Here is a 25,886-nt window from a genome sequence, read left to right as displayed (position 1 = left end):
ACCAACAGCTAATACCAACAACCAAACGCATGAAACCGTCACATTGCTCTGGTATGCTCAAAGGATGTATTAAATCCGTTGGGTAGTGGTTGATTGAAAGCGTTCTTCAACGCCATATTTGAGAGTTTCAGGGATCTTTCGCCGATCCTGCTGGTGATTGCCTTTTTCCAGCTCTTCGTCCTGCAGCAGCCGATTCCGAACATGATGCAGATGCTCGGCGGCATACTCATGGTCGTCATCGGACTGTCGCTTTTTGTCCATGGTTTGCGTATTGGCCTCTTTCCTGTCGGCGAGAACATGGCCTACGATTTCGCACGCAAGGGCAGCCTCATGTGGCTGTTGCTGTTTGCCTTTGCGCTCGGCTTTGGCACCACGGTGGCAGAACCGGCCCTGATCGCGGTTGCCGCAGAGGCAGCAACAGTTGCGGTAAACGGTGGCATGATTGAAAACACGCCGGAACGAATCGAAAGCTACGCTTATAACCTGCGTATGACGGTTGCTGTCTCAGTCGGCTTTGCCATCGTTCTTGGTGTGTTCCGAATCCTCAAGGGGTGGCCGGTGCAGTACCTGATCATCTCCGGTTATATCGGTGTTGTCATCATGACGGCATTCGCACCGCCGGAGATCGTCGGTATCGCCTATGACTCGGGTGGTGTCACCACGTCGACCATTACCGTCCCTCTTGTTACCGCACTCGGTGTTGGTCTTGCCAGCAGTATCTCGGGGCGTAATCCCATGACTGATGGTTTTGGCCTGATCGCATTTGCCTCGCTGACACCTATGATTTTCGTCATGGGATACGGGATGTTGATATGACGGAATGGTTCGAACATTTCGCCACGGTTTTCGTCAGCACGATTCATGACGTGTTCCCGATAGTCGTGATTATTTTTGGCTTTCAGCTTGTCGTACTACGTCGTCCGATTCCTCACCTGAAGCGGGTGCTGATTGGTTTTGTCTTTGTCATTTTCGGTCTTGTTTTCTTTCTCATGGGACTTGAAGAGGCACTGTTTCCGATTGGCAAGCTGATGGCAAAGCAGTTAACAGATCCGGTTTTTCTGGGAATTGAACTTGACGCAATCGGTGGTGACATCGCGTCTCACTGGTATGAATACTACTGGGTCTACCTGTTTGCATTTGCCATCGGTTTTTCCACTACCATTGCTGAGCCCTCCCTGATTGCGGTGGCAATCAAGGCGAGCGAGGTGTCGGGTGGTGCAATCAACCCCTGGGGGCTGAGGATTGCTGTTGCCATAGGTGTCGCAGTGGGTATCGGGCTGGGCACATTCCGCATAGTGACCGGTACACCGCTCTATATCTACATTATTGTCGGCTATATCATCGTTATCATACAGACGGTTTATGCTCCTAAATCAATCATTGCGCTTGCCTACGACTCTGGCGGCGTGACGACATCAACAGTGACCGTTCCACTGGTCACTGCACTGGGTCTTGGCTTGTCCACTACGGTGCCAGGACGTGATCCCCTGCTGGATGGATTTGGCCTGATCGCCTTTGCCAGCGTGTTTCCAATTATGTCAGTTATGGGTTATGCACAACTCGGAGAGTGGCTTGCAGCCCGTAACAGTAAGTCAGACAATACAACTTCAGGAGAAGAGTAAGCATGCATTTCAAACTATTAATTGTTCTGGTCGAGGATGAACATACTGATATTGTTCTCGAAACAGCACGCGAACTCGGTGCCACCGGAGCGACTGTCTTGTCCCAGGCGCGTGGTGAGGGTATCGAGAAAAAGAAAACTTTTATGGGGCTGTCCCTGAGCTCTGCCCGCAATGTCATTCTGTTGCTGGTCGAGGAGCACATGAGCCGTCGTATTCTCGAGACTGTCGGTGAGGTGTGTGAATTCGATGACAAACCGGGTACGGGAATCGCATTTCAGATTGATGTCGAGGATGCGGTGGGTGTCAGTCAACAGATCAACAAGCTGGCAAGTGAAGTAGAGGAGCGCATATGAGCAAGGAAATTATTCGCGTGCGGGATGTCATGAAACGCGATTTTGACATGGTCGATGGCATGGCGACGGTTGCAGAAGCACTCAAGAACATGAATTTCATTGAAACCAAGACTTTGATCGTCAACAAGCGTCATGAGGATGATGAGTATGGCATCGTGACCCTTTCCGGCGTTGCCAGCCAGGTGCTTGCTGCTGACCGTTCACCTGAACGGGTGAATGTTTACGAAGTCATGACCAAGCCGGCATTTTCCGTCGACCCAGAGATGAATATCCGTTATTGTGCGAGGATGTTCGAACATTTTGGCCTGGTGAGAGCGCCGGTTGTCGAGCACCGAACTGTTATCGGTATCGTATCCATGTCTGACATGGTGCTCAAGGGACTCGGATCCGGGAGTTAGATAGCAGGGTATAGCTCTATTTACATTAGATTGCGCTAATATTAGAATATTGCTCTTCTGTTAGCCTCTGGTCAGGCACAACTCAACTAAATCACAGGTTTAGAAAACTTATGCTGGATCCGGTAACCCATTCAGACCGCGATTTGGGTCGTGAAGAAGTCAAAAACACGACCTGTTACATGTGTGCCTGTCGCTGCGGAATCCGCGTCACACTGCGTGACGGCGACGTACGCCATATCGAGGGCAATCCCGAGCATCCGCATAACAAGGGCGTCATTTGTGCCAAGGGGGCCTCCGGCATCATGAAGCAGTATTCACCTGCGCGACTGACCAAACCACTGCTGCGCAAAAAGAATGCAGTGCGTGGTGAAGCTGATTTCGAGGAAATTTCATGGGACAGGGCGTTCCAGATCATGGAAGAACGCCTCTCGCACCTGCGTGAAACAGATCCCAAGAAATTTGCCCTGTTTACCGGTCGTGACCAGATGCAGGCGCTCACCGGTATGTTCGCCAAGCAGTTCGGTACACCCAACTACTCGGCCCACGGCGGTTTCTGTTCGGTCAACATGGCAGCCGGCCTCATCTATACAATCGGTGGCTCTTTCTGGGAGTTCGGCGGTCCTGATCTTGATCGTTCCAAGCTGTTCGTGATGATCGGTACGGCCGAGGATCACGACTCCAACCCGATGAAGATTCATCTCTCCAAGTTCAAGCGTAACGGCGGTCGTTTTATCTCGATCAACCCGGTACGCACAGGCTATTCGGCGATTGCCGACGAGTGGGTGCCGATCAAGCCCGGTACCGATGGTGCGCTGCTGCTCGCTATCAATCACGAGATCATCAAGCAGGGTCTCTACGATCGTGAGTTCCTGACCCAGTACTCAAATGCTGCAGAGCTGGTGGTTAATGATCCGGCAAGCGACGATTTTGGGTTATTTCACCGTGTAGAGATGCATATCGAAGAGGGCTGTTTCGATCCTGAGAACAAAATCTGGTGGGATCGCGAAATCGGTCCTATTGGTACACATACACCGGGTGCAGATCCTCTTCTTCTGGGTGAATTTGAACTCCCGGATGAAAACATCAGGGTCAAACCGGCATTCCAGTTGCTGAAAGATCGTATCGACGAGTACACCCCGGAGTGGGCACAGGCGATTACCGGTATTCCTGCTGATACCATCAGGCGTCTTGCCCACGAGATGGGTGTTACGGCACGTGACCAGCGCATCGAACTGCCGATCGCCTGGGAAGATTGCTGGGGCAACAAGCACAACTCGGTCAAGGGCAACCCGGTTTCCTTCCATGCCATGCGTGGCCTGGCTGCACACTCGAACGGTTTCCAGACGATTCGTGCACTCGGCATCCTGATGACCCTTTTGGGTACGATTGATACCCCAGGTGGTTTTCGTCACAAGGCACCATTCCCGCGTCCGATTCCACCTTGCCCCAAGCCGCCGAAAGGCCCGGAAGATGTTCAGCCGATGACGCCGCTCAACGGCATGCCTCTTGGCTGGCCGGCTGATCCGGACGATCTCTTTGTTGACGATGAGGGAGAGCCGGTACGTATCGACAAGGCGTTCTCATGGGAGCATCCGCTCTCAGTACATGGCCTGATGCATAACGTCATCACCAACGCATGGCGCGGCGATCCCTACAAGATTGACACCCTGTTGCTGTTTATGGCGAACATGGCGTGGAACTCGTCGATGAACACCGAGAAGGTGCGCGAGATGCTCTCCGACAAGGATGAGGATGGCGAATACAAGATTCCGTTCATCATCGTGTGTGACGCTTTCCAGTCAGAGACAGTCGCCTATGCAGACCTGGTGCTGCCGGATACGACCTATCTTGAGCGCCATGACGCCATGTCATTGCTGGATCGCCCGATTTCACAGTTCAGCGGTCCGGTCGACTCAGTACGTATTCCTGTTGTCGCACCAAAGGGTGAGTGCAAGCCATTCCAGGAAGTGCTGGTGGAGATGGGCGGCCGTCTCGGCCTGCCTGCTTTTGTGAACGAGGATGGCAGCCGCAAGTACCGTGACTATCCCGACCTGATTACCAATTTCGAAACCGCGCCCGGTTCCGGTATCGGTTTCCTCTCCGGCTGGCGTGGCAAAGATGGCACCAAGTCGATGAAAGGTGAACCCAATCCGCGCCAGTGGGAGATGTACGCCAAGCACAACTGCCTGTTCCATTACGAACTGCCCAAGTCGTACCAGTACATGCGTAACTGGAACAAGGGTTACCTCGAGTGGGCGCGTGCACATGGTATGACACGTTATGCTGAACCGATCACGCTGCATCTCTACTCGGAAGTGCTGCAGAAGTTCCGTCTTGCCGCACAGGGCAAGCGTCAAGGCAAGCAGCCGCCAGATCGACTGCGCAAACGTGTCGATACCTATTTTGATCCGCTGCCGTTCTACTACCAGCCCATTGAAGACAGGCTGATTGATACGCATAAATATCCGTTGCATGCGTTGACCCAGCGCCCCATGGCGATGTATCACTCGTGGGATTCGCAGAATGCCTGGTTGCGTCAGATTCACCTCTACAACTATATGTTCATCAATCCAAAAACTGCCGATGCCGGTGGTTATGGTGATGGTGACTGGATCTGGGTTGAATCACCACATGGCAAGGTGCGCTGCATGTGCCGCCTCTCAAATGCGGTCGAGCCCGGCACAGTGTGGACCTGGAATGCAATCGGCAAGGCTTCCGGTGCATGGGGGCTGTCAGATAATGCAAATGAATCTCAGAAAGGCTTTCTGCTCAACCACCTGATCTCGGAAGAGCTGCCGCCATGTGAGGCAGGAAGCCATATCTCCAACTCCGATCCGATCACAGGTCAGGCTGCCTGGTTTGATGTGCGCGTTCGCATCTACAAGGCTGATGATTCCGAGCCAAAGGTCACATATCCCCAGTTCAAGCCGATGCGCAAGGTGCCCGGTCAGGACAGCAAGCGCGGTAAATGGCAGGCCTATTTCGCCGGTATGCTTGGCAGGAAGAAAGCAGGTTTTGGGGAGAAGTCAAAATGACACAACTTGCTTTGGTTATCGATTTGAATGTTTGCGTCGGCTGTCATGCTTGCGTGACATCCTGTAAAGAATGGAATACATCAGGCTGGGCTGGTCCCATGGTCGATCATAATCCCTATGATGCAGATCCTAATGGCACCTTCTTCAACCGTGTGCAGACTTTCGAGGTGGGTGAGTATCCTGCTACCGAGACAGTCCACTTTCCGAAGAGCTGCCTGCACTGCGAGGATCCACCCTGTGTGCCTGTCTGCCCGACCGGTGCATCCTACAAGCGTGAGGACAACGGTGTCGTACTGGTCGACTATGACAAGTGTATCGGCTGTAAATACTGCTCCTGGTCCTGCCCCTATGGCGTGAGGGAACTCGACGAGCAGGAGAAGGTGATGAAAAAATGCACCCTCTGTATTGACCGCATTACTGACAAGAGCAAGCCTGAGAGTGAGCGTAAGCCTGCTTGTGTTTTGGCTTGTCCTACAAGTGCACGCCTGTTTGGTGATGTGCATGATCCTGATTCGGAAGTGTCACTCGCAATACGCGAGGAGGGTGGTTACCAGTTGATGCCGGAGTGGGGGACCAATCCTGCAAACCACTATCTGCCACGTCGCAAGACACGCATCAAGATTCACGAAGACGAGCTGCAGCGTGTTGATAATCCGCTGCACGAAGAAGAGCGCGAAGAGACGGTCAGTGTCGGCGCTTCTATCGACGACGTCGCCTTCTAAGGAGTATCCAGCATGCATCCCGCCTTTTCGGTCATCTTTCTTACCACGCTTCTCGGTGTGGCCCAGGGGCTTTTTCTGGCCCTGGTTACCGGGCAGTATTACTCGCTGGCTAACCTGATTCCGGCGCAGGACAGCGCAACCTTTTACGGTATGGGCAGTTTCCTCGTACTGGTATTTCTGGGTCTTGGCCTGTTTTCATCATTTTTCCATCTGGGGCGCCCAGAGCGTGCATGGCGCTCTGCCACCATGTGGAGAACTTCCTGGCTTTCACGTGAAGTTATCGCACTGCCGGTGTTTATGTGCCTGGTTTTCCTCTATGGACTCGCACACTACATGCAGTGGAATGAACCTATGTTTACCATCGGTGATGACGTCGGCATTGACCTGACTATCATCATTGGTCTGTTTGCCAGCATTGCTGCTTTCGTGCTCTTTATCTGTACCGCGATGATCTACGCGAGCGTACGTTTCATGCAGGAGTGGCACCACTGGCTGACGGTCGCCAACTACATCTTCCTTGGTCTGACATCAGGTTTTACCCTTGCGGCTGCCTTTACAGCCTGGAGAGGGATTGAGCTGGTTAACTTCTTTGGTTTCTGGGCTGCTTTCTTCCTGGTCGCCGGACTGGTTACTCGCGGCTGGTCGCTCTACAGGAATGTAACGCTAAAGCACAAATCAACCAGCAGTACCGCAATTGGTGTCCGCCATAACGCGGTGGTTCAAAAATCGCAGGGTTCAATGGGTGGCAATTTCAACACACGTGAATTTTTTCATGGCCAGAGTGAAGCAGTACTTAAATTGGTTCGTTATACATTCCTGGTGCTGGTGTTTGCCGTTCCTGCAGTACTGCTTGCTGCAGCATGGGCGACTGCATCGCCATACCTGCCAATGATTGCCTTTGCGATTCAGTACCTTGGTCTGTTGTTTGAGCGTTGGTACTTCTTTGCGGAAGCAAAGCATCCACAAAACCTTTATTACCAGTCAATCGCCTGATCTGAAAAACCTGAACTGCCCGTTAACCCGGCCCTTAGCCGGGATGACGATAGTGTAATTAGCCCGCATCAGCGGGCTTTTTAGTCTTTGTGGATTGAGGATTGCCGCCTTGCCCTGTATGTCAGGGTGGAGCAATGGTAGAATCCTGAAGATTCAAATGTCGTGGATATCGAAGAGGATTCTGCATGGCAGGACATAGTAAATGGGCCAATATCAAGCACAAGAAAGCGGCCAACGACAAGAAGCGCGGAAAAATCTGGACCAAGCTGATTCGCGAGATCACAGTTGCGGCCAAGCAGGGCGGCGGCGATCTCGAGAGCAACCCGCGTCTTCGTCTTGCAATTGACAAGGGCAAGGCTGCGAATATGCCCAAAGACACCATTGATCGCGCTGTTAAAAAAGGTGCCGGTGGCGATGATGATGGCGATTACGAGGAGATTCGTTACGAGGGTTACGGTGTCGGCGGAATCGCGGTGATCGTTGATTGCATGACGGACAACCGCAACCGTACAGCTTCAGAAGTGCGCCATGCATTCAGCAAGCACGGTGGCAACCTTGGCACCGATGGCTCGGTTGCCTACATGTTCAACAAGCAGGGGATCATCTCCTTTGGCGAAGGTGACGAGGATGCCCTGATGGAAGCTGCACTCGATGCCGGTGCAGAAGATGTTCTGGTTAACGATGACGGCAGTGTCGATATCCTCACCACGCCGGAAGATTTCGAGGATGTGCGCGATGCGATTACCGCTGCAGGTCATGAGCCGGACAATGCTGAAGTGACCTTCAGTGCCGAGAACAACACGCCTGTCACTGCAGATGATGCAGAGAAATTGATGAAGATGATCGACACGCTCGAGGATCTCGACGACGTGCAGGATGTCTTCACCAATGCTGACATTCCGGACGAGGTGTTGGAGGCGTTGGGTTAACCCGCCTCGCCATGATGCGAAAAATCCTAGGTATTGATCCCGGTTCCCGTTACACAGGTTACGGGCTCATAACGTCGGATGGGCGCCACAGCCAGCATCTTGTCAGCGGTCGCTTGCGTCTCGATCAATTCGGATTCTGCGATCGACTCGGCGAGATTTACAAGGGTATCGATGCCCTGATCAAGGAGTTCACACCGGATGAAGTGGCTATTGAGCAGGTTTTCATGGCAAAGAATGCAGCCTCGGCACTCAAGCTGGGGCAGGCGCGCGGCGCCGCAATTTCTGCAGCCGTGGTGCGCGGCTACAAGGTTCATGAATATGCCCCACGCCTGGTCAAGCAGGCGGTTGTCGGTACCGGTGGTGCGGACAAGACGCAGGTGACCCACATGGTGCGTGTATTGCTCAATCTCAAAACTGAAGAACTGACCGAAGACCAGGCCGATGCTCTCGCTATCGCCCTCTGCCATGCTCATACGGGTGATGCTGAAAAACGCATCGAGGCGCTCTCATGATCGGACGTCTTTACGGTACTTTGCTGGTTAAACAAGCGCCATTTCTGCTGATTGATGTCAACGGTGTCGGCTACGAAGTCGAGGCGCCGATGTCGACATTTTACGAACTGCCGGATACGGGCGAGCAGGCACAGCTCTATACACATCTCGTGGTTCGCGACGACGCACATATCCTGTTCGGTTTCTATCGTGAATCCGAACGTGCCCTTTTCAGGACCCTGCTCAAGGTGAGCGGTGTCGGAGGCAAGATGGCATTGGCAATTCTCTCGGGTATGAGTGCAGATGATTTTGTTCTGTGTGTGCAGAGTGATGATCACGCCACCTTGACCAGGATTCCAGGTGTCGGCAAGAAAACCGCGCAACGCCTGGTTATCGAGATGAAGGATAAGGTTGTTGATTTCGCCGGTGCGCCACCTGTAGCGGGCAGGGCGCAGGTGCAGGCAGTTACCGAATCGCCGGAGTCGGAAGCAGTCAGTGCGCTGGTTGCGCTTGGCTACAAGGCTGCCGATGCAACTAAAATGGTCAAGAGTGTTGCAAGTGAAGAGGCAACAAGTGAAGAGTTGATCCGCTCGGCGCTGCAATCCACAGTGAAGGGAAAAGGCTGATATGGACGATCACGAACGACTCGTCAGTGGTTCCGAAATGAGCGAAGAGGCTGCGATTGATCGCGCTATTCGTCCACGCACGCTTGCAGAATATGTCGGCCAGCCGGCGGTGCGCGAGCAGATGGATATATTTATCAGTGCAGCGCGCGGACGCAGCGAAGCACTCGATCATGTGCTGATTTTCGGCCCGCCCGGACTCGGTAAAACGACATTGGCGCACATCGTTGCCAATGAGATGCAGGCGAACCTGCGTCAAACTTCAGGCCCCGTTCTTGAGAAAGCGGGTGATCTTGCCGCACTGCTGACTAACCTCGAACCTCACGATGTGCTGTTCGTTGATGAGATTCATCGCCTGAGTCCGGTTGTCGAGGAGATTCTCTACCCGGCGATGGAGGATTATCAACTCGATATCATGATTGGCGAGGGGCCGGCAGCGCGTTCGATCAAACTCGACTTGCCGCCATTCACGCTGATTGGTGCAACCACCCGTGCAGGTCTGCTGACATCACCTTTGCGTGACCGCTTTGGTATCGTTCAGCGGCTGGAATTTTATAACGTCGAGGATCTCGCCAGTATCGTGCAGCGCTCGGCGCATATCGTGAATGTCAGCATAGATGCAGAGGGCGCGCATGAGATTGCCAGGCGTTCTCGCGGTACCCCGCGAATTGCTAACCGGTTGCTGCGACGTGTGCGTGACTACGCCGATGTCAAGGCAGATGGCAATGTCACGGCGACGGTCGCGCATGATGCCTTGAACATGCTCAAAGTTGACGAGAACGGTTTTGATCACATGGACAGGCGCCTGCTGACAGCAATACTTGAGAAATTTGAAGGTGGTCCTGTCGGTGTCGACTCACTTGCTGCCGCGATCGGTGAAGAGCGCGGCACAATTGAAGATGTACTTGAGCCTTTCCTTATTCAGCAGGGCTTCCTGGTACGCACACCGCGTGGACGTATGGCAACACGACAGACGTGGCTCCATTTTGGCATGACCCCACCGAACCGGGAGATGCCGAAAGCCGATGATCTCTTCGATGATATGGCATCCGGAGAATAAGAGGGAACAATGCGTGTCATGACTTGTCACAAAAAGAGTGGTGAATTGCATTGAATCATTATGAATGGCCGGTGCGGGTCTACTACGAGGATACGGATGCAGGCGGCGTGGTTTACTACGCCAACTACCTGGCCTACATGGAACGAGCGCGTACCGAGTGGCTGCGTGCGAGCGGATTTGAGAACCAGCGATTGATGGATGAGGATGGCGTGGTTTTTGCCGTGCGTCGTGCCAGTATCGAGTACCTCAAGCCGGCACGCCTGGATGATGAATTAACTGTGCATGCTAGCGTGGCGCAGTTGAAACGGGCATCCCTGCTGTTTAAACAAGAAATCAGGAGAGGGGACGAGTTGTTGTGCAGTGGCGAGATACTGCTCGTCTGTGTTGATACACAATCTTTTCGTCCAACCTCCATTCCCGACAAAATCAGAGACAGGATAGACAGGACAAGATAAACAATGGCAGGTGAACTCGATTTTTTAGAACTGGTATTACATTCAGGCCCTGTGGTCAAAGCAGTATTGCTGCTTCTGTTGCTGGCATCAGTCTTTTCATGGGGAGCGATCATCGATCGCTCACGTGCCTTCAGCAAGGCACGCAAGACCGCAAAAACTTTCAGGAAGAAATTCTGGGAAGGTGAAGACCTGGGTTCGTTCTTCAAGAGAGCCAAGCCAAAGAAATATGGTGGCATGTGCTCAATTTTTACTGCCGGCTTCAAAGAGTTCACGACCACCAGGGAGCATGGCGGCGATCACATTACCATTATCAACAACAGCCGGCGTGCCATGCGTGTTGCACAGAATCGCGAGCTGACCAGGCTCGAAAACCAACTCACGCTGCTTGCCACTGTCGGTTCAACCAGCCCCTATGTTGGTCTCTTCGGTACCGTGTGGGGAATCTTGAACTCCTTCCAGGCGCTGGGCTCTGTCCAGCAGGCGACTCTCAGCATGGTCGCTCCCGGAATTGCCGAGGCGCTGGTTGCAACCGCTCTTGGCTTGTTTGCCGCGATTCCCGCAGTCATTGCATACAACAAGTACACGGCTGAAATCGAACGCCTTGAGGGTGAGTACGATGACTTCATCGAGGAATTCACCAACGTGCTTCAGCGCCAGTTAATCCGCTGAGCGGAAGGCAGTATCCATGTCACGTCGCAGCCGTAAAAGCATGTCGCAGATCAATGTTGTTCCCTTCATTGACGTAATGCTGGTGCTCCTGATTATCTTCATGGTGACCGCTCCATTGCTGGTGCGAAATGTCGATGTCGAGTTGCCGGTTTCCAAGGGTGATCCAACCCAGGTCGCTGAAATCCTGCCGCCTGTTGTCGTTGGTGTCGATGAGCAGGGGCTCTATTTTTTGTACAACGATGATGGTGTCCGTGAATACGTCGAATCCAGAGAGGCAGCGATTGCGCGTGCTGCTGCAGTTTACGCACTCGATGCCGATGCGGGTACTGAACGCGAAATCATGGTCTACGGAGATAAGCGAGTCGAGTATCAAAAGGTTCTTGACCTGCTCAGCCTGCTATCGCCCTACGTACGTGAAGGTGACAGCGTCAAGTTGATGACAGTATTGGGTGAGTAGAGGTGTTTTCTTTCTTCAGGAGCAACCCGGTTGCCATGGTGATATCACTGCTGTTGCACCTGCTGTTGCTCTACCTGCTGTTTTTAAAGGCGGACGAGTTGCTCACCATGGACGCGCCTGCACCGATTGTGGCCGAGGAAGCTGAAGAGCAGACTCCAATCCCTGTGATGGTGCCGAAAGAGACGGTGCAACAGGTTATCAAGGATCTGCGTGAAAAACGCGAACTGCAGGAGAAGAGTGCAATAGGCCTGAAGAAGCGCGAAGACGAAGCGTTGCAACTGGCTCGAGAGGCGAAGGAGAAAGAGAAGCGTCGCCTTGCCGAACTGCAGAGACAGCGCGAAGAGGAGTTGAAACGCCTCGAGGAAGAGCAGAAGGAGAGAGAGAGGCAACTTGCAGAGCTGCAAAAACAGCGCGAGGAAGCCGAGCGTAAGCGCAAGGAAGAGGAAAAGCGTCTCAAGCAACTTGAAGCCGAGCGCATCGCAGCCGAGAAGGAGGTAGAGCGTAAACGTCTTGAAGAGGAAGAGCGCTTAAAGCAGCTTGAACTTGAACGTATCGCGGCTGAAGAAGAGGCAGAACGTCAACGTCTTGAAGAGGAAGAGCGTTTAAAGCAGCTTGAGCTTGAACGCATCGCAGCTGAGAAAGAGGCTAAACGCAAGGAAGATGCGCGTATTGCTGCCGAGAAAAAAGCGCAGGAAAAAAAGCGTAAAGAGGAAGAAGAGAAGAAAAAATACGCCGAGGCCAAGCGCAAGCAGGAGATTGCTGCCCGCAAAAAGGCTGAAGCAGCCGCTGCGGCAGCCAGGCAGAAGAGTAAGGGTAAAGGATCTGGTAGCGGTACAAGTCGCAAGGCTGGTGGCGGTGGCGGCAAGAACTATAATAAGTACATTGGACCGATCAGATCCAAGATTACGCGGAACTGGCGCCGGCCATTGGGCAGCAGTTCCGATCTCGTGGTGAAAATGCGCCTGAAGCTTTTTCCCGGGGGCGGCATTGCCAATGTACAAGTGATAAAATCGAGCGGGAATGTCGCTTTTGATCGTTCGGCAGCAGATGCTGTCAGGCTTTCAGATCCTCTGCCGGTACCAAAAGGCAAGGATTTTGACGCGTTTCGTTCATTTGTTTTGGAATTTACACCAAACAGGATTCGATGATGAAAATCAGAACTCTACTCATTGCGTGGCTGCTGATGTTGCCACTTGCAGCGCAAGCAGAACTGACCATCAAGATTACCGGTGGTAACGTTGATGCGATTACGATAGCCATTGCACCCTTCGAATGGGAAGGTGGAGGAACTCCGCCAACGGCAGAATTTGACAGGATTATCTCTGATGACCTGCAGCGCTCGGGTGAATTCAAACCCTCTTCGCGAAGCGATCAGCCACCTGCTGCTCCATTTGGACAGCCGGTGAATCATGCCACCTGGCGCGACCGCGGCATCAATAACCTGGTGACAGGTAAGGTGACCAGTGTTGCCGGGCGCTACAGGGTTGAGTTTGTTCTGCATGATACTGCTGGAGGAAAGCAGATCACCAAGGATACGGTCTACGCCGCAACCAAGGATCAGCGTTTTGCTGCACACCACGTGGCCGACCTGGTTTACGAGGCGTTGACGGGGGAACGCGGCGCTTTTGCTACACGCATCGCTTTCGTCGTAGCTAACCGCAGGGCCAACAGCCTGCAGGTGTCAGACTCGGACGGTCATGGTGCAAAAACCATCTTGGCAACTAACGATCCAATCATGTCGCCCTCATGGTCGCCTAATGGCAAGAAGCTCGCCTATGTCTCTTTTGAGGGAGGCCAGCCTGCCATCTATGTACAGAATGTCGAATCAGGCAGCCGCAGGAAACTGACCAGCTTCAAGGGCATCAACGGTGCACCGGCCTGGTCGCCGGATGGTTCACGTCTTGCGATGACCCTGTCGAAGGATGGTGATCCCGAGATTTATGTTATGTCTGCCGGTGGTGGCGGAGTGCAGCGTATTACCCGGTCACCTGGTATCGATACTGAACCATCGTGGTCGCCTGATGGTAATTCCCTGGTCTTTACGTCAGATCGTGGCGGATCACCGCAAATCTACCGGGTGTCTGCTGCTGGAGGGGCTCCTACAAGGCTAACCTTCGAGGGTAAATACAACTCGAATGCTTCCTTTGCCCCTGACGGCAAGAGTATTACACTGGTAACCAGAACTTCAGGGGGCTACCAGGTCGCTTTGCTTGATTTGGAAACACGCGGTATGCAGATACTCAGCGACGGCCCGCTGGATGAATCTTCCAGCATCGCTCCCAATGGCAAGATGGTTATTTACGCCAGTGGTCTGCGCGGTACCTTGCATGTTGCTGCGACTGATTATGATGTTGAGACGCGCCTGGCCGCGCAGTCCGGTGATGTCCGGAACCCGGCCTGGTCGCCATTCCTGATAAAACGGAGATAAGCATGAAAAGAAGAGAATTGCTGGGCTTTATGGGCGCTGGCGCGCTACTTGGCCTTGCGGGTTGTTCAAGCACAGGTGGGGTCGGCGAAGACGACTTCATGATCGACGGCCGTCGTGCGCTGGATATCAAGACCATCCACTTCGATTTTGATGAATACATCATCAAGCCAAAATACCGTCGTGTACTCAGTGCGCATGCGAAGAAGCTCAACGAGACTGGTGCCAGCATCAGAATCGAGGGCCATTGTGACGAACGTGGTACGCGTGAATATAACATCGGCCTTGGCGAGAGACGTGCCAACGCTGTACGCAACTACCTGATCGCAGAAGGCCTCTCCTCGTCGCAGATTTCTACCATCAGTTACGGTGAAGAGCGTCCGGTCGACTATGCACACAACGAATCTGCATGGGCTAAAAACCGTCGTGCGGAACTGCTCTACTAATGGAAAGGGCAATTCTTATATGCGGGGTTCTGCTGCTGTCACAGTTCGCTGTCGCCGGTACCTCTGACCGCCTTGAGGCGCTTGAGCGCCGCATCGGCGTTGTCACCGACCTGACACTGCGGGTTGAAGAGCTGCAGCTGTCCAATAACCAGCTGCGCGGTGAGATCGATTTGCTCAGGCATGAGCTTGAGCAACTCAAGCAGCAACAGCGCGAGATGTATCTGGATGTTGAACGTCGTCTTGGCCGGCGCTAACAGCGCACAAGACTGAACCATCGGCTGAGCTGCTTTTATGACGCAACTGCGGATTACAGAGATTTTCTGCTCGTTGCAGGGTGAGAGCCGCAGTGTCGGGTATGCGACTGTATTCGTGCGCCTGACAGGCTGTCCGCTGCGCTGTTATTACTGTGATACCAAATATGCCTACAGTGGCGGAACCCTGATCGATATTGATGCCATTGTCGAACAGGTTCAGGGGTATGCTGTTCCATACGTGACTGTGACTGGCGGTGAGCCGCTTGCACAGGAAGGCGCAAGCGAACTCATCGATAAACTGTGTGATGCAGGCCTGAAGGTTTCGCTCGAGACCAGCGGTGCACTCGATATTGGATCCGTTGATACGCGTGTTTCCAGGGTGTTGGATATCAAAACTCCGGGTTCCGGCGAGGCCTCGAAAAACCATTGGAATAATCTTTCCCTCCTGACTTCCAATGACCAGGTCAAGTTCGTTATCTGTGACAGGAACGATTTCGACTGGTCAAAACGTATCCTGGAAAAATACCAACTGACAGACACTTGCGAAGTGCTCTTCTCTCCGAGTGTGGATGAAATGGATGCCACCCAGCTGGCCGACTGGATTGTCGAGGAGCGTCTTCCTGTGCGCTTTCAGCTACAGCTGCACAAGATACTGTGGGGAGACAAACCTGGTGTCTGAGCAGAAAAAGAGGGCGGTTATTCTCCTCTCCGGCGGGCTTGATTCGGCTACAGTGCTGGCAATTGCCCAGCATGCCGGATACGACTGTTATGCACTCAGCTTCGATTATGGCCAGCGCCATAACACTGAGCTTCATGCAGCGAAGAAGATTGCTCAACAGTTTAACGTCAGGCAACACCTGGTGTTGCCAATGGCACTGGATGCAATTGGTGGATCTGCGCTGACGGATGAAGCGATTGATGTGCCGGAGACACTAGCAGAAGGCATACCGGTCACCTATGTACCTGCAAGGAATACCGTGTTTCTTTCGATAGCCCTGGGCTGGGCGGAAGTACTCGGTGCGCGCGATATCTTCATTGGTGTGAACGCTGTCGATTACTCTGGCTACCCCGACTGCCGGCCAGAATTTATCGAGGCGTTTGAACAGCTTGCAAACCTTGCGACAAAGGCAGGCGTAGAGGGTGACCATTTCAGCGTACAGGCGCCACTGATTGAAATGAGCAAGTCCGACATCATTCGCCGCGGGATCGAACTGGGCGTTGACTACAGTAAAACAGTCTCCTGCTACCAGGCTGATGAAGAGGGCCGCGCCTGTGGTGTGTGTGACTCATGCCGACTCAGAAAGGCCGGATTCGAACAGGCGGGGGCAGGGGATCCGACAAACTATCAATAACCCCGCCAGATATGGTTAAATTAGAAGTTATAACTACAGTGGCTACACCACTGAATCTGAAAAAAACAGAAATCTGCTGAGGATTCAATTATGTTAATGGACAGTTTTGCAGAGGCTCAAAGCCTCTTTCTGCTGCTTGTTTTCGCCATCGCCTTCATCATGGGTGCGGTGGTCAATAAAACCAATTTCTGCACCATGGGTGCCATCTCCGACTGGATCAACATGGGTGACAAGGGTCGTCTTGGCGCCTGGTTTTTTGCGATAGGTGTGGCCATGATCGGGGTGGTCATCTTTGAGATGTTCGGGATGGTTGATGCCGATGGCTCTTTTCCTCCCTACCGTAACGGTCAGCTGATCTGGGCTGAAAACCTGGTTGGTGGCATTATTTTCGGTATCGGCATGACCCTGGCTAGCGGCTGCGGTAACAAGGCGCTGATTCGTGTCGGTGGCGGTAACATCAAGTCGGTTATGGTGGTCGCCATTATTGCCGTAATCGCTTACTACATGATTAACCCGTTCCCGGACGGTGACAGCACGCTCTTTACCGTGCTCTTTTATGACTGGCTGCGTCCTCTCGCCATCGACCTTCCGTCCAACCAGGATCTTGGAACCCTGCTGGCCGGAGATAAAGGAGCGTTATCTGCACGCCTTGCAATCGGCCTGTCGATTGGTGCCGTGCTGGTGGTCGTCGCTTTTGTCACCAGCGAATTCCGCGGCAGTTTCGACAATATCCTCGGTGGACTGGTTGTTGGTCTCGCCGTTTTTGCTGCCTGGTATGTCTCCAGCAATGTCATGGTCAACGTTGATGATGAACCGATGCGAATGGCTGAGTATGTGCAAAACTGGGACTTCATCGCCGAAGATGCCGAGGGCCAACCTGATGACAGCCGTCCACTCAATGCCCAGTCATTTACGTTCATCAATCCAATGGGGCAAGCCTTTGGGTACGCCAAATCGGGTTTTGATGCTGCCTTCCTCACATTTGGCATCATGGCACTCGCAGGTGTGATTCTGGGCTCCCTGGTGTGGTCGCTGATATCAAAGGGCTTCCGCATCGAGTGGTTTGCATCGGTTGGAGATTTCTTCTCGCACTTCATCGGTGCCATTCTCATGGGCTTGGGCGGCGTGCTGGCGATGGGTTGCACCATCGGGCAGGCGATTACGGGCGCCTCGACGCTCGCAGTCGGCTCCTTTGTCGCCTTTGGTGGCATCGTTTTCGGCAGTGCGCTGACGATGAAAATCCAGTACTACAAGCTGGTTTATGAGGAAGAGGCGAGCTTCGGCAAGGCCTTGGTGGCGTCGCTGGCGGATATGCGCCTGCTACCCAACAGCATGCGTAAACTGGAGAAGGTATAACAGGGTAAAATTGGTTGTCCGGACTCTTGCCAAATTCGGATCATTCTGTATAATCGTGCGCTTCCGGGATTTCCCCCGGTTGCAGCACTTGCGGGCCGTTAGCTCAGTCGGTAGAGCAGCTGACTTTTAATCAGTTGGTCGAAGGTTCGAATCCTTCACGGCCCACCATATAAATCAAAGGCTTAGCTAGAAATAGCTAGGCTTTTTGTTTGTCTGAGTTACCACTGAGTTACCATGACGCGAAAAAAATATTGTATGTTTTTTTAGTCCGAGGCCGTCAACATTTTGTTCAAACTTCGCTCTTATGATATCGATAGATCAGTCGATACGTTGAATGTCTGCTTTCGGCCACAAGCGGACATTCATTTCATCTTAATGAATAGTTGAGATCTATCACAGTAATCATGAGTGTCATCTCAATCAGAATTATTATTCAATGATTGGAAGGTATTTGAGAGTGATGATTTCCTCAACTAAACTATTTACATAGGGTTATTCACAAACAAGGCGGATGATCATGCATTCATCTGATCAAAATGCCATTTTACGTGTTCAGTTCAACCGTGTGGTTTGCTCTTTCTACACGGTACTGACACACTTTTCCTGGTCCATATTTGTACCTCTCGTTGTTACTGCGGCTCTTGCGTGTCAGGTAGTGTTATCTGATGAAATCGACACGGCTGGGAGTGCACTTCTGCCTCCTCTAGAAGATCCTCCACCAATTACATTTCAGCCTGAAATATCAACTGATGGTAGCATTCGTCTTCCCGATGAAAATGACTTTCAACAAGGGGATTATTCTGTTTTCTCACGTTGGCCTTCAGAAGAATGGTGGGATGAAGCTGAAACAGAATATGTGACCCCTTTATTCTCTGTTGGATCTTTTGCTGAAGAAGCGGAACGAATGAATAGTGATGGGCCTAGAGCCGGACTGATCCGTATGATGTTATTTGATGAAACACTGATTCCCAAAATGAGATATGTTGCTGAAGAACAACCAGATAACGAGGAACCAGGAAACGAAGAACAACCTTATTACCTAGACCCAGGAAACCCGGCCGGCTGGGGAGAGGGAGAAACCGCAAATGATGGCGATATGGTGCCAGTTCCTTCGGGACCAGTTGCTACAGACCTGACTCCAGAGTTAGGCCCTCCTATTCGAACAGACAATGAATCGGCAGAAGATGCGCCACAGGGTAGTTCCGGTAACGAAGCCTCTCTTCCGATAGGCAGTACATACGATACGGAAAAACTGCAACCGCAAGTAGCTGATGGGCCTGTGAAGGATACTCCAACGGGTAGTTCCGGTAACGATGTACCTCTTCCGATGATAACTTCGCACGATTCGGTCAATCAGCATCCGATCATTCAGGATTATATGAATAAGATTACAGCAGCGGTTGAAGCAGCTAAAGATGCAATCAAGACATGTGAGGAAGAGGTTTATCGTGGAAATGTTGCAGAAGCGAAGGAGCAGACTGAGGTTCTTCCCATCATCATGTGGCGGATGACTGACGAAGAGGCCTCACTTCAGCAGCACCATCTGGAATTTGCCAAGGTTACTGCACAGTCCCTTTTGGAGTCGATCCCGGCATATCCTGAGCCCTGCGAGAGCAATGATGTATGGTATCCGGAGCTTGAGTACGTTGCTGATCAATACCGTATTGCCATGAGGCTGCGTATCTGGGCGCACTATGTCTGTAATCTCGCTGCCCAGCATAAATTTGTTGATGACTTTTCAGCGCTAGAAAGAGCGATGGATCAAATGCGGGGTGTCGCCCAGATACTTACTACCTTTAAGCTAAGAGATGCCACGGGACCTTCTCATGATGCAAATAACGATTTACATGCAAACCTGGTCTGGTGGATCGACTGGGTACACAAGCCTTATGAACAGGTAGGTGTGCATGTTTACACAAAACTGAAATATGGCCCTTCGAGCAGTCCTGACAGTTTATGCACTAGCCCTGATGCAGTATGGGGAACTGATGCACCCACCCCGGATTCCCCGGTGATGGAAGCGAGAGAACCGGTAATGTCGTCTCGAAAATGGAGAGCAACACAGTACGAAGGTAAGCGGCCTATTCCACTTCCCAAGAAAGTAAGAGAGGCTGCTCTAGATGCAGGACTCAGTATCCCTCCATATGCTGAATTGCATCAGGAATAGTGCAGTTAACGTATTATGTAGAATGACCGTTTTGGGTCGTTAGCTGCCATTCAGCCAGGCTGAGGCGGAATATCACCCAGATTGTCCGCTTTCGGCCAGAAGCAGTCATTCGTATAACATGCTTCTAGTCCCAATATTCGAAGCTTTTAACGTGTGTAAATCAACACGCAATATCTTATTCTCCAATCCACTCAATTAGATTTTCATCTGAATAGGTGCTACATTCGATACATAATTGATAATTATCTATCGTCTATTAATATTCATGCGCTGTGAATTACACAATACGTGAATCACTGAAGATGATTAGATAGGTGCGATTGAAAAGCTTCGTATGAATAATCAGCGTATTGATCGTTTACCCTACTTCCTCCTATTTGTATTAGTTGTCCTATCTACATTTGGTCTCGCTGTCCTTTGGGAGCACTGGCTTGAACCCTATATTTTGCATCTATTAGGGAAAGAGGCAGAGGAAGGTCACGAAAAGTGGCGTTATGTGATTACCACTACCTCATTTGTGATGCTTTCTTTGATCTTTCCTTTCTGGCTTGCTATGAACAAAGAAAAGTCGCGCATGACAATGTCGGAAGAACTGACTCAAAGCGAAAGGCGGTGGAGATTTGCGCTTGATGGTGCAGGCGATGGTGTATGGGACTGGAATCCCCAAACTGACGAGGCCACCTTCTCAAAAAACTGGAACGCGATACTCGGTTATGAAGAGAATGAGTTCCCCGGTACGGGCTCTGCAGTGTTCGGGGCAATACATCCTGACGATTTGGAATATGTGCAACAAGGGATTCAGGATTATATGTATAAAGGAGTGGGAACATCCTACTCTGCCGAATTCAGGATGCAAACCAAGAATGGCGACTGGAAATGGGTCTCTGCCCGTGGAAAGGTCGTTGTCCGCGATGCCGATAATAATCCGGTCCGCATGATCGGCACACATAGCGATATCAGCGACCGCAAACAGTCTGAGCAACAGATACAGATCGCTGCAACGGCTTTTGAGTCACAGCAAGGGATGATGATCACGGATGCAGAAATAAGGATTCTACAGGTCAACAGCGCATTCTGTGAGATGAGCGGATACTCAGCCGAAGAAGTTATAGGTAATACCCCACGCATGTTCCAGTCTGGACGTCATGACGCCGCTTTTTATAAGAAAATGTGGAATGACATCAACAACGATGGCTCTTGGCATGGAGAGATATGGGATAAACACAAGGACGGTGAAGTGTATCCCAAGTTGCTCACCATCTCCGCGGTTACCAATGATGAGGGTGAAATCAGTCATTTTGTTGGCGTACACACGGATATTACAGAAAGAAAGGAAGCCGAGGAGAAAATCGAGCATTTGGCTTTCTATGACCAACTAACAGGACTTCCCAACAGAACCCTGTTAATGGATCGCCTGGATCTACTGATCGCTGCGGGCAAGCGTCACAATCAATACAACGCTATCTTGATGATCGATCTTGATCACTTCAAGAACCTTAATGACACGCGTGGTCACGACATAGGCGATGAGCTCCTTGCTCAGGTTGCAAAGCGCCTGAAATCGTCCACACGAGCAGTCGACACTGTTGCACGTCTCGGTGGGGATGAGTTTGTCATCTTGCTCGCTGAACTTCCTCCAGAACAAATGAAGGCGGCCAATGTCACTGAAGTGTTAACTGAAAAAGTTCTGAACGCACTGGGTCAAAATTACACATTACATGGCTTTTCTCATCATAGTACTGCCAGTATCGGCATCAGCCTGTTTGATGGTGAAACAATCTCTGCCGAAACACTATTGAAGCAGGCTGACCTCGCGATGTATAAATCCAAGTCAGCCGGTCGTAACAGGATCAGTTTCTATGATCCTGAAATGCAGGCATCCGTACATGAACGAGTCGCTCTGGAAACAGCGTTACGCTCTGCCTTCGATAATGAAGAATATGTCTTGCATTACCAGCCACAGGTTAGTTTACTGGATGGCCGCCTCATTGGTGTAGAAGCCTTGTTACGCTGGAACCGTCCCGGACATGGTCTGGTTTCTCCGGATCAGTTCATACCGGTACTGGAAGAAACGGGGCTGATTACTGATGTCAGTTACTGGGTGTTGCAAGAAAGCTGCAAGTGTTTAAAAAGATGGCACGATTCAGGCTTTGATCATCTCAGGATGGCCATTAACATATCCCCCGTTCAATTCAAAAATAAGAATTTCCTGGCGATAATCGAGAAAATGTTGCAGGAAGTCGAAGTGTCACCATCCCATGTCGAGTTGGAGATTACCGAGGGCACTGTAATGGACGACCCGCAGTATGCGGAATCCTTACTCAACGACCTGCACAACCTGGGCTTGGAAATTGCCATCGATGATTTTGGTACGGGATATTCATCCCTCTCAAGCCTGATGGACTTGCCGTTCGACACGCTAAAAATAGACCGCGCCTTCATCAAGGGGCTTCCAGAAAATAAAGAAAGCGCCTCTTTCTGTGAGGCGATTATCGCCCTGGCCAAGGCTTTGAAACTTCAAACCGTAGCGGAGGGAGTTGAAGAGGTTTCGCAGTTGCAATTCCTGAACCGAATTGGTTGTACGATTATGCAGGGCTTTTACTTCAGCAAGCCGTTTCCGTCACAGGAAATCGAGAAGATGTTATTCGATGGAGTGCGTTTGTCAGTATCTGATAGGCGAGCCGACTTTCTTGAGCATCAAGAATAGATGTCCGCTTTGGGTCGGAAGCGGTCGTTTAACTAGGCTAACCCGGTGAAATTCGTGAAGATCTGCTTTCGGCCATAAGCAGACATTGATTGACAGTAATTAGCCGCATGCTTTTATTGCACATCTAAGCTGCTAATTCTTCTCGTCGTACGAATTGACGACAAATTGTGTGATGAAGAATAAATTGTTTTTTGTCAGCATTCATTCACTGGTATTGCTGTATTATTTAGTTGGTGATCGTTATTACTGATTTCCAAATAAAGCTGCTTTTGCAATATTTGCTTTAGCAAGCTTGGATAATGTCTTTAAGGAGTAAACAACGAATGAAATATCACACATTTATTCTCGCTGGCTGTCTGGCTCTGCTAGGTGCTTGTTCTCAGAGTGAACAAGGTTCTGCGCCTGCCACAGATACAAAGGTTGTGGAAGAGACCGCAGCAAAAGCAGCCGCTGAAGAGGCCGCAGCAAAAGCAGCCGCTGAAGAAGCCGCAGCAAAAGCAGCCGCTGAAGAAGCCGCAGCAAAAGTAGCCGCTGAAGAAGCCGCAGCAAAAGCAGCCGCTGAGGAAGCCTCAACTCCAAGCATGGAAGAGAAAACCATGATGGAAAAGGCGGAGGACGCAGTAGATGCTGTGAAATCTGGGTTATAAATAAACCAGAAGATATAAAAACGGCGCCCGTTGGCGCCGTTTTTTGTATGTTCCTACGAGTAGTCCAACTTCAAAGTGCTTCTTCGCATATAACATCTCCCTTGAGTGTGATGGGCTAACTGGGACAACTAGAGTTGAGAGAATGACCACTTTGGGTCGGAAGCGGTCGTTCAGAGTAAATACATCTTGTACAACGCGATTTAATATAACGCAGATTATGCGGATGAGAGCCGGACCTGACGAAGGAGGGCGCATAATCATGCGTTATGTTCAGTCCGTGTTGACGCTCCGCAGTTAGAATTACGCACTTCATGCTTCATGCAGGGCACGAGAGTTAAAGCAGCCCATGTTCCGCAAAGCTGTACGGCTCATCAGCGCCCACAATCAAGTGGTCAAGCACGCGGACATCAATCAATGACAGAGCGCCGATCAGCTTCTGCGTCAGCATCTTGTCTGCCTCGCTGGGATCGGAGAGGCCAGAGGGATGGTTGTGAGTGAAGATCACTGCCGCTGCATTGTGCTGCAGCGCTGCTTTCACGACTTCTCTTGGATGAACCGTCGCAGAGTCTATGGTGCCGTGGAAGAGCTCCTCGTATCTGATTAGCCTGTGACGGGTATCCAGCAGCAGTACGCCGAAGATTTCGCGTTCACGAGCTGCCAGGCGCAATTTCAGGTAGTCCTTTACCGTTTCAGGAGAGGTGAGCGAGATGTCGCCATGCGCACGAAGCTGCGTCTCGAGTAAACCCAAAGCCTCAGCAATAATATCCTCTGCAGTCACCGGGCGGTGGGTGATATAGGTAACGGAAGAGAGATGTATGTTTTTCATGGGAATATTCCTCTTGTGTAAATGACACAAGAAGGAGGCCCAAGCGATGGCGGCTAGCCGGCATCGCAAAAGAAGCGGCGCGCAGTGCAGGTTAGCCACCGCTTTCGAAGTCGAAAATGTTTTCTGCCTGTGGGTAGGGACTCCAGCCCCGGCTTCAAATGCAAAATCCGAAGTGGGGGTGCCTCCTGTAAAGGAAGGGGGGTGTACTCTGCGGTGCTTTCTTTCAAAAAATTATTTCAAAAAATACTAGAAAACCCAACAAGAACAAGGTGTTATAATTACCGCAATCGAGTCATTGACGAAGCTATCGCAGAAAAAAATTGTCTAGCGATGATTGAGAAAATTCAGCCCGCTGTTGAGTTGGCAGATGTCAATGAAGAGGAGTATACGCAAAGGAGATCTCAAGTGATCATGCTTGAGTCAGAAGTTGAATATATGGAAATCATGCGGCGAAAAGCGCCTGTTGATGTCCAGAGGGCATTTGCCGAGTCAATACTCTTATCCAGGATGATGCCTCTGGAGAACGAGATACGTTCAGGGGAAACTTTTGACACAAGGGTTCACCTGAGTGAAGAGGCGGTCAAGCGAAGGAGAAAAGAAGTATGGCAATTACACACAAGACTGAAAGAGGTGGAAAGGGAGTCCAAACTGGCTTCTGATCCATGAGTATTTCAACTCATTCATGATTCAATGGTGAAGTACGATGCATATTACAACGGTTCCATTCTGCATTATCCTCAACTTCTTTTTATGGTCAGCATCATGGGCAGACATTGAATTTGTCGGAGAGCTTACATATGGACCTAAACGATACTCATCTGCTGCCATACCGGGTGAAGTCGTCTCCGAGAGGGAGCAATCGTCTTCGGTCAGAATGCTTGATGCAGAAGTTGATATTTATATCGGTGAAAAAACAGAAAGTCCTGATGAAAAAATACCGATCAATGGCAAGGGTGCCTTCACACTGGAGAATCAAAGTGATGCAGATGCCCGCATTGTAATCGGCTTTCCTCTCGGTGACAGGGTGTACAGTCAGTATGGCCTTGAATCATTCACGGCTTCGAACGATGGCCAACCTGCTCCTGTTTATGTTGCTACAAGTGGAAATAAATTGCCTTGGCGTCTGTTTCACCTCTCCTCTGAATTAACGGGAGGCGAGATGAAAGCGGTAGATATTTCCGACTCACAATTCCCGGCTTTGAAAGATGTATTGATGTCCGGTGAGCCTGTATCGCAACTCTTGTTATGGGAAGCGTCCATTCCAGCAATGACAGCCCGGGTTGTAGAAATTAATTACACGCTGAATATTCCATGGCAGTCACCCGAAGTATTTACACGCCATGTTGAGGGAAATAAAGAAGTAAGGAGAGTGATGAAAGACAGTATTTCATCGGAATGGCTAAAGGTGTTGGATGACAAGAAAAAGTATCTGTTTTTCGACTATATTCTTGCGACTGGTGCCTCATGGAAAGGCGAAATAGGAAAAGAGGAGATTCGCATTCACCTGGATTCATCATGGCAAGGAAAAGAACCTCAATTATTCGTCGCTAACAGAGATAGTGATATAGAGAGTGTGCGTGTTGTTTCCTGAGAGCAAGAAATTGATGACGGCAAAGTTGTCGTTTTTCAGCGATCAGAATTTGAGCCAACAACGGGTGACGATCTCTTTTTTGCACTTGAGTGATGATTGATTTGAGCAGCTGGGCTAATTGACTAGTTATCTTCGGTCAGCATTCTTTTTTGTACATCACTATTGAATTCCCGAGTGAAATTTTTATCGGTATCAAGAAGAGTTTTTACATCACGCGGATTCAACTCACTAGTGCAACGGATGGGTTAATCCCGAAAAATACTTGATTGGGCGTTTTAATGCCAAGACATTTTCGGGGACGATTGTTC

General features: G+C 51.0%; 27 protein-coding genes and 1 tRNA gene. 27 read left to right on the top strand and 1 reads right to left on the bottom strand.

Going from position 1 to position 25,886, the window contains the following annotated elements:
• Positions 1–93: 93 nt before the first annotated feature.
• The 25 genes from BOW06_RS00140 to BOW06_RS12995 all read left to right on the top strand — a co-directional run bounded on the left by BOW06_RS00140 (position 94) and on the right by BOW06_RS12995 (position 23,161).
• Positions 94–816, top strand: a complete 723-nt coding sequence (locus tag BOW06_RS00140) for a DUF1538 domain-containing protein (protein ID WP_043118468.1) — start codon at positions 94–96, stop codon at positions 814–816.
• Entirely contained in the window at positions 813–1,622 is an 810-nt protein-coding gene (locus BOW06_RS00135) for a DUF1538 domain-containing protein (RefSeq protein WP_078454906.1), read from the top strand. Before BOW06_RS00140 ends, BOW06_RS00135 begins: the two co-directional genes overlap by 4 nt.
• Positions 1,623–1,624: 2 nt before the next feature.
• A complete protein-coding gene (locus BOW06_RS00130) occupies positions 1,625–1,975 on the top strand; it encodes a P-II family nitrogen regulator (RefSeq protein WP_043118479.1) in 351 nt (116 codons plus the stop codon).
• Positions 1,972–2,373 (top strand): CBS domain-containing protein, encoded by a 402-nt coding sequence (locus BOW06_RS00125; protein WP_043118480.1) that lies wholly within the window; start codon positions 1,972–1,974, stop codon positions 2,371–2,373. The genes BOW06_RS00130 and BOW06_RS00125 overlap by 4 nt, the downstream gene beginning before the upstream one ends.
• A gap of 110 nt (positions 2,374–2,483) precedes the next feature.
• Positions 2,484–5,408, top strand: a complete 2,925-nt coding sequence (locus BOW06_RS00120; RefSeq protein WP_043118482.1) for a molybdopterin oxidoreductase family protein — start codon at positions 2,484–2,486, stop codon at positions 5,406–5,408.
• The gene (locus BOW06_RS00115) at positions 5,405–6,130 is read left to right on the top strand and encodes a 4Fe-4S dicluster domain-containing protein (RefSeq protein WP_043118484.1); all 726 of its coding nucleotides are present in this window, start codon (positions 5,405–5,407) and stop codon (positions 6,128–6,130) included. The genes BOW06_RS00120 and BOW06_RS00115 overlap by 4 nt, the downstream gene beginning before the upstream one ends.
• A 12-nt stretch (positions 6,131–6,142) precedes the next feature.
• Positions 6,143–7,123 carry a dimethyl sulfoxide reductase anchor subunit family protein gene (locus BOW06_RS00110; protein WP_078452903.1) on the top strand — a complete coding sequence of 327 codons (981 nt, stop codon included), beginning with the start codon at positions 6,143–6,145 and terminating at the stop codon, positions 7,121–7,123.
• A gap of 185 nt (positions 7,124–7,308) precedes the next feature.
• Positions 7,309–8,052, top strand: a complete 744-nt coding sequence (locus BOW06_RS00105; protein ID WP_043118487.1) for a YebC/PmpR family DNA-binding transcriptional regulator — start codon at positions 7,309–7,311, stop codon at positions 8,050–8,052.
• A gap of 14 nt (positions 8,053–8,066) precedes the next feature.
• Positions 8,067–8,564 (top strand): crossover junction endodeoxyribonuclease RuvC, encoded by a 498-nt coding sequence (ruvC, locus tag BOW06_RS00100; protein ID WP_043118845.1) that lies wholly within the window; start codon positions 8,067–8,069, stop codon positions 8,562–8,564.
• Positions 8,561–9,169, top strand: coding sequence for a Holliday junction branch migration protein RuvA (gene ruvA, locus BOW06_RS00095; protein WP_043118489.1), 609 nt, complete (start codon positions 8,561–8,563; stop codon positions 9,167–9,169). The genes ruvC and ruvA overlap by 4 nt, the downstream gene beginning before the upstream one ends.
• Before the next feature lies 1 nt (position 9,170).
• Positions 9,171–10,226 carry a Holliday junction branch migration DNA helicase RuvB gene (gene ruvB, locus BOW06_RS00090; protein ID WP_043118491.1) on the top strand — a complete coding sequence of 352 codons (1,056 nt, stop codon included), beginning with the start codon at positions 9,171–9,173 and terminating at the stop codon, positions 10,224–10,226.
• 50 nt (positions 10,227–10,276) lie between these two features.
• Entirely contained in the window at positions 10,277–10,681 is a 405-nt protein-coding gene (gene ybgC, locus BOW06_RS00085; protein WP_043118494.1) for a tol-pal system-associated acyl-CoA thioesterase, read from the top strand.
• A 3-nt stretch (positions 10,682–10,684) separates the two neighbouring features.
• Complete coding sequence (gene tolQ, locus BOW06_RS00080; RefSeq protein ID WP_078462821.1) at positions 10,685–11,350, top strand: protein TolQ; 666 nt, start codon at positions 10,685–10,687, stop codon at positions 11,348–11,350.
• A 16-nt stretch (positions 11,351–11,366) separates the two neighbouring features.
• Positions 11,367–11,807 carry a biopolymer transporter ExbD gene (locus BOW06_RS00075; protein WP_043118498.1) on the top strand — a complete coding sequence of 147 codons (441 nt, stop codon included), beginning with the start codon at positions 11,367–11,369 and terminating at the stop codon, positions 11,805–11,807.
• A 2-nt stretch (positions 11,808–11,809) separates the two neighbouring features.
• Positions 11,810–12,955, top strand: a complete 1,146-nt coding sequence (gene tolA, locus BOW06_RS00070) for a cell envelope integrity protein TolA (protein WP_143556041.1) — start codon at positions 11,810–11,812, stop codon at positions 12,953–12,955.
• Positions 12,955–14,235: a Tol-Pal system beta propeller repeat protein TolB gene (gene tolB, locus BOW06_RS00065; protein WP_230208771.1), complete on the top strand. Its 1,281-nt coding sequence runs from the start codon at positions 12,955–12,957 to the stop codon at positions 14,233–14,235. Before tolA ends, tolB begins: the two co-directional genes overlap by 1 nt.
• A 2-nt stretch (positions 14,236–14,237) precedes the next feature.
• Positions 14,238–14,678: a peptidoglycan-associated lipoprotein Pal gene (gene pal, locus BOW06_RS00060; protein ID WP_043118505.1), complete on the top strand. Its 441-nt coding sequence runs from the start codon at positions 14,238–14,240 to the stop codon at positions 14,676–14,678.
• A complete protein-coding gene (locus BOW06_RS00055) occupies positions 14,678–14,932 on the top strand; it encodes a YbgF trimerization domain-containing protein (protein WP_043118506.1) in 255 nt (84 codons plus the stop codon). The genes pal and BOW06_RS00055 overlap by 1 nt, the downstream gene beginning before the upstream one ends.
• A 37-nt stretch (positions 14,933–14,969) precedes the next feature.
• Positions 14,970–15,611, top strand: a complete 642-nt coding sequence (gene queE / locus BOW06_RS00050) for a 7-carboxy-7-deazaguanine synthase QueE (protein ID WP_043118508.1) — start codon at positions 14,970–14,972, stop codon at positions 15,609–15,611.
• Complete coding sequence (gene queC, locus BOW06_RS00045) at positions 15,604–16,284, top strand: 7-cyano-7-deazaguanine synthase QueC (protein WP_230208770.1); 681 nt, start codon at positions 15,604–15,606, stop codon at positions 16,282–16,284. The genes queE and queC overlap by 8 nt, the downstream gene beginning before the upstream one ends.
• Before the next feature lie 90 nt (positions 16,285–16,374).
• On the top strand, positions 16,375–17,640 hold the full coding sequence (locus tag BOW06_RS00040) for a YeeE/YedE family protein (RefSeq protein ID WP_078452900.1): 1,266 nt from the start codon (positions 16,375–16,377) through the stop codon (positions 17,638–17,640).
• A 92-nt stretch (positions 17,641–17,732) separates the two neighbouring features.
• Positions 17,733–17,808: transfer RNA gene (locus BOW06_RS00035), tRNA-Lys, on the top strand.
• 349 nt (positions 17,809–18,157) lie between these two features.
• Positions 18,158–19,807, top strand: coding sequence for a hypothetical protein (locus BOW06_RS00030; RefSeq protein WP_078452899.1), 1,650 nt, complete (start codon positions 18,158–18,160; stop codon positions 19,805–19,807).
• A 334-nt stretch (positions 19,808–20,141) separates the two neighbouring features.
• Entirely contained in the window at positions 20,142–22,514 is a 2,373-nt protein-coding gene (locus BOW06_RS00025; protein WP_078454331.1) for a bifunctional diguanylate cyclase/phosphodiesterase, read from the top strand.
• Positions 22,515–22,837: 323 nt separating this feature from the next.
• A complete protein-coding gene (locus tag BOW06_RS12995; protein ID WP_230209773.1) occupies positions 22,838–23,161 on the top strand; it encodes a hypothetical protein in 324 nt (107 codons plus the stop codon).
• A 334-nt stretch (positions 23,162–23,495) separates the two neighbouring features.
• Here BOW06_RS12995 and radC read toward each other — a convergent pair whose 3' ends face one another.
• Positions 23,496–23,987, bottom strand: a complete 492-nt coding sequence (gene radC, locus BOW06_RS00015) for a RadC family protein (protein ID WP_078453685.1) — start codon at positions 23,985–23,987, stop codon at positions 23,496–23,498.
• Positions 23,988–24,200: 213 nt separating this feature from the next.
• Between radC and BOW06_RS00010 the strand changes: the two genes are divergently transcribed.
• Entirely contained in the window at positions 24,201–24,653 is a 453-nt protein-coding gene (locus tag BOW06_RS00010; protein ID WP_143556173.1) for a hypothetical protein, read from the top strand.
• A gap of 208 nt (positions 24,654–24,861) precedes the next feature.
• Positions 24,862–25,578: a hypothetical protein gene (locus tag BOW06_RS00005; RefSeq protein WP_143556040.1), complete on the top strand. Its 717-nt coding sequence runs from the start codon at positions 24,862–24,864 to the stop codon at positions 25,576–25,578.
• The last annotated feature ends 308 nt before the right edge of the window (positions 25,579–25,886 follow it).

The organism is Solemya velum gill symbiont, from assembly GCF_002020255.1.
In the GTDB taxonomy this organism is placed as follows: domain Bacteria; phylum Pseudomonadota; class Gammaproteobacteria; order Chromatiales; family Chromatiaceae.
Note: the sequence above shows the minus strand (reverse complement) of the source record. Positions and strands in the feature narration are given on the sequence as shown.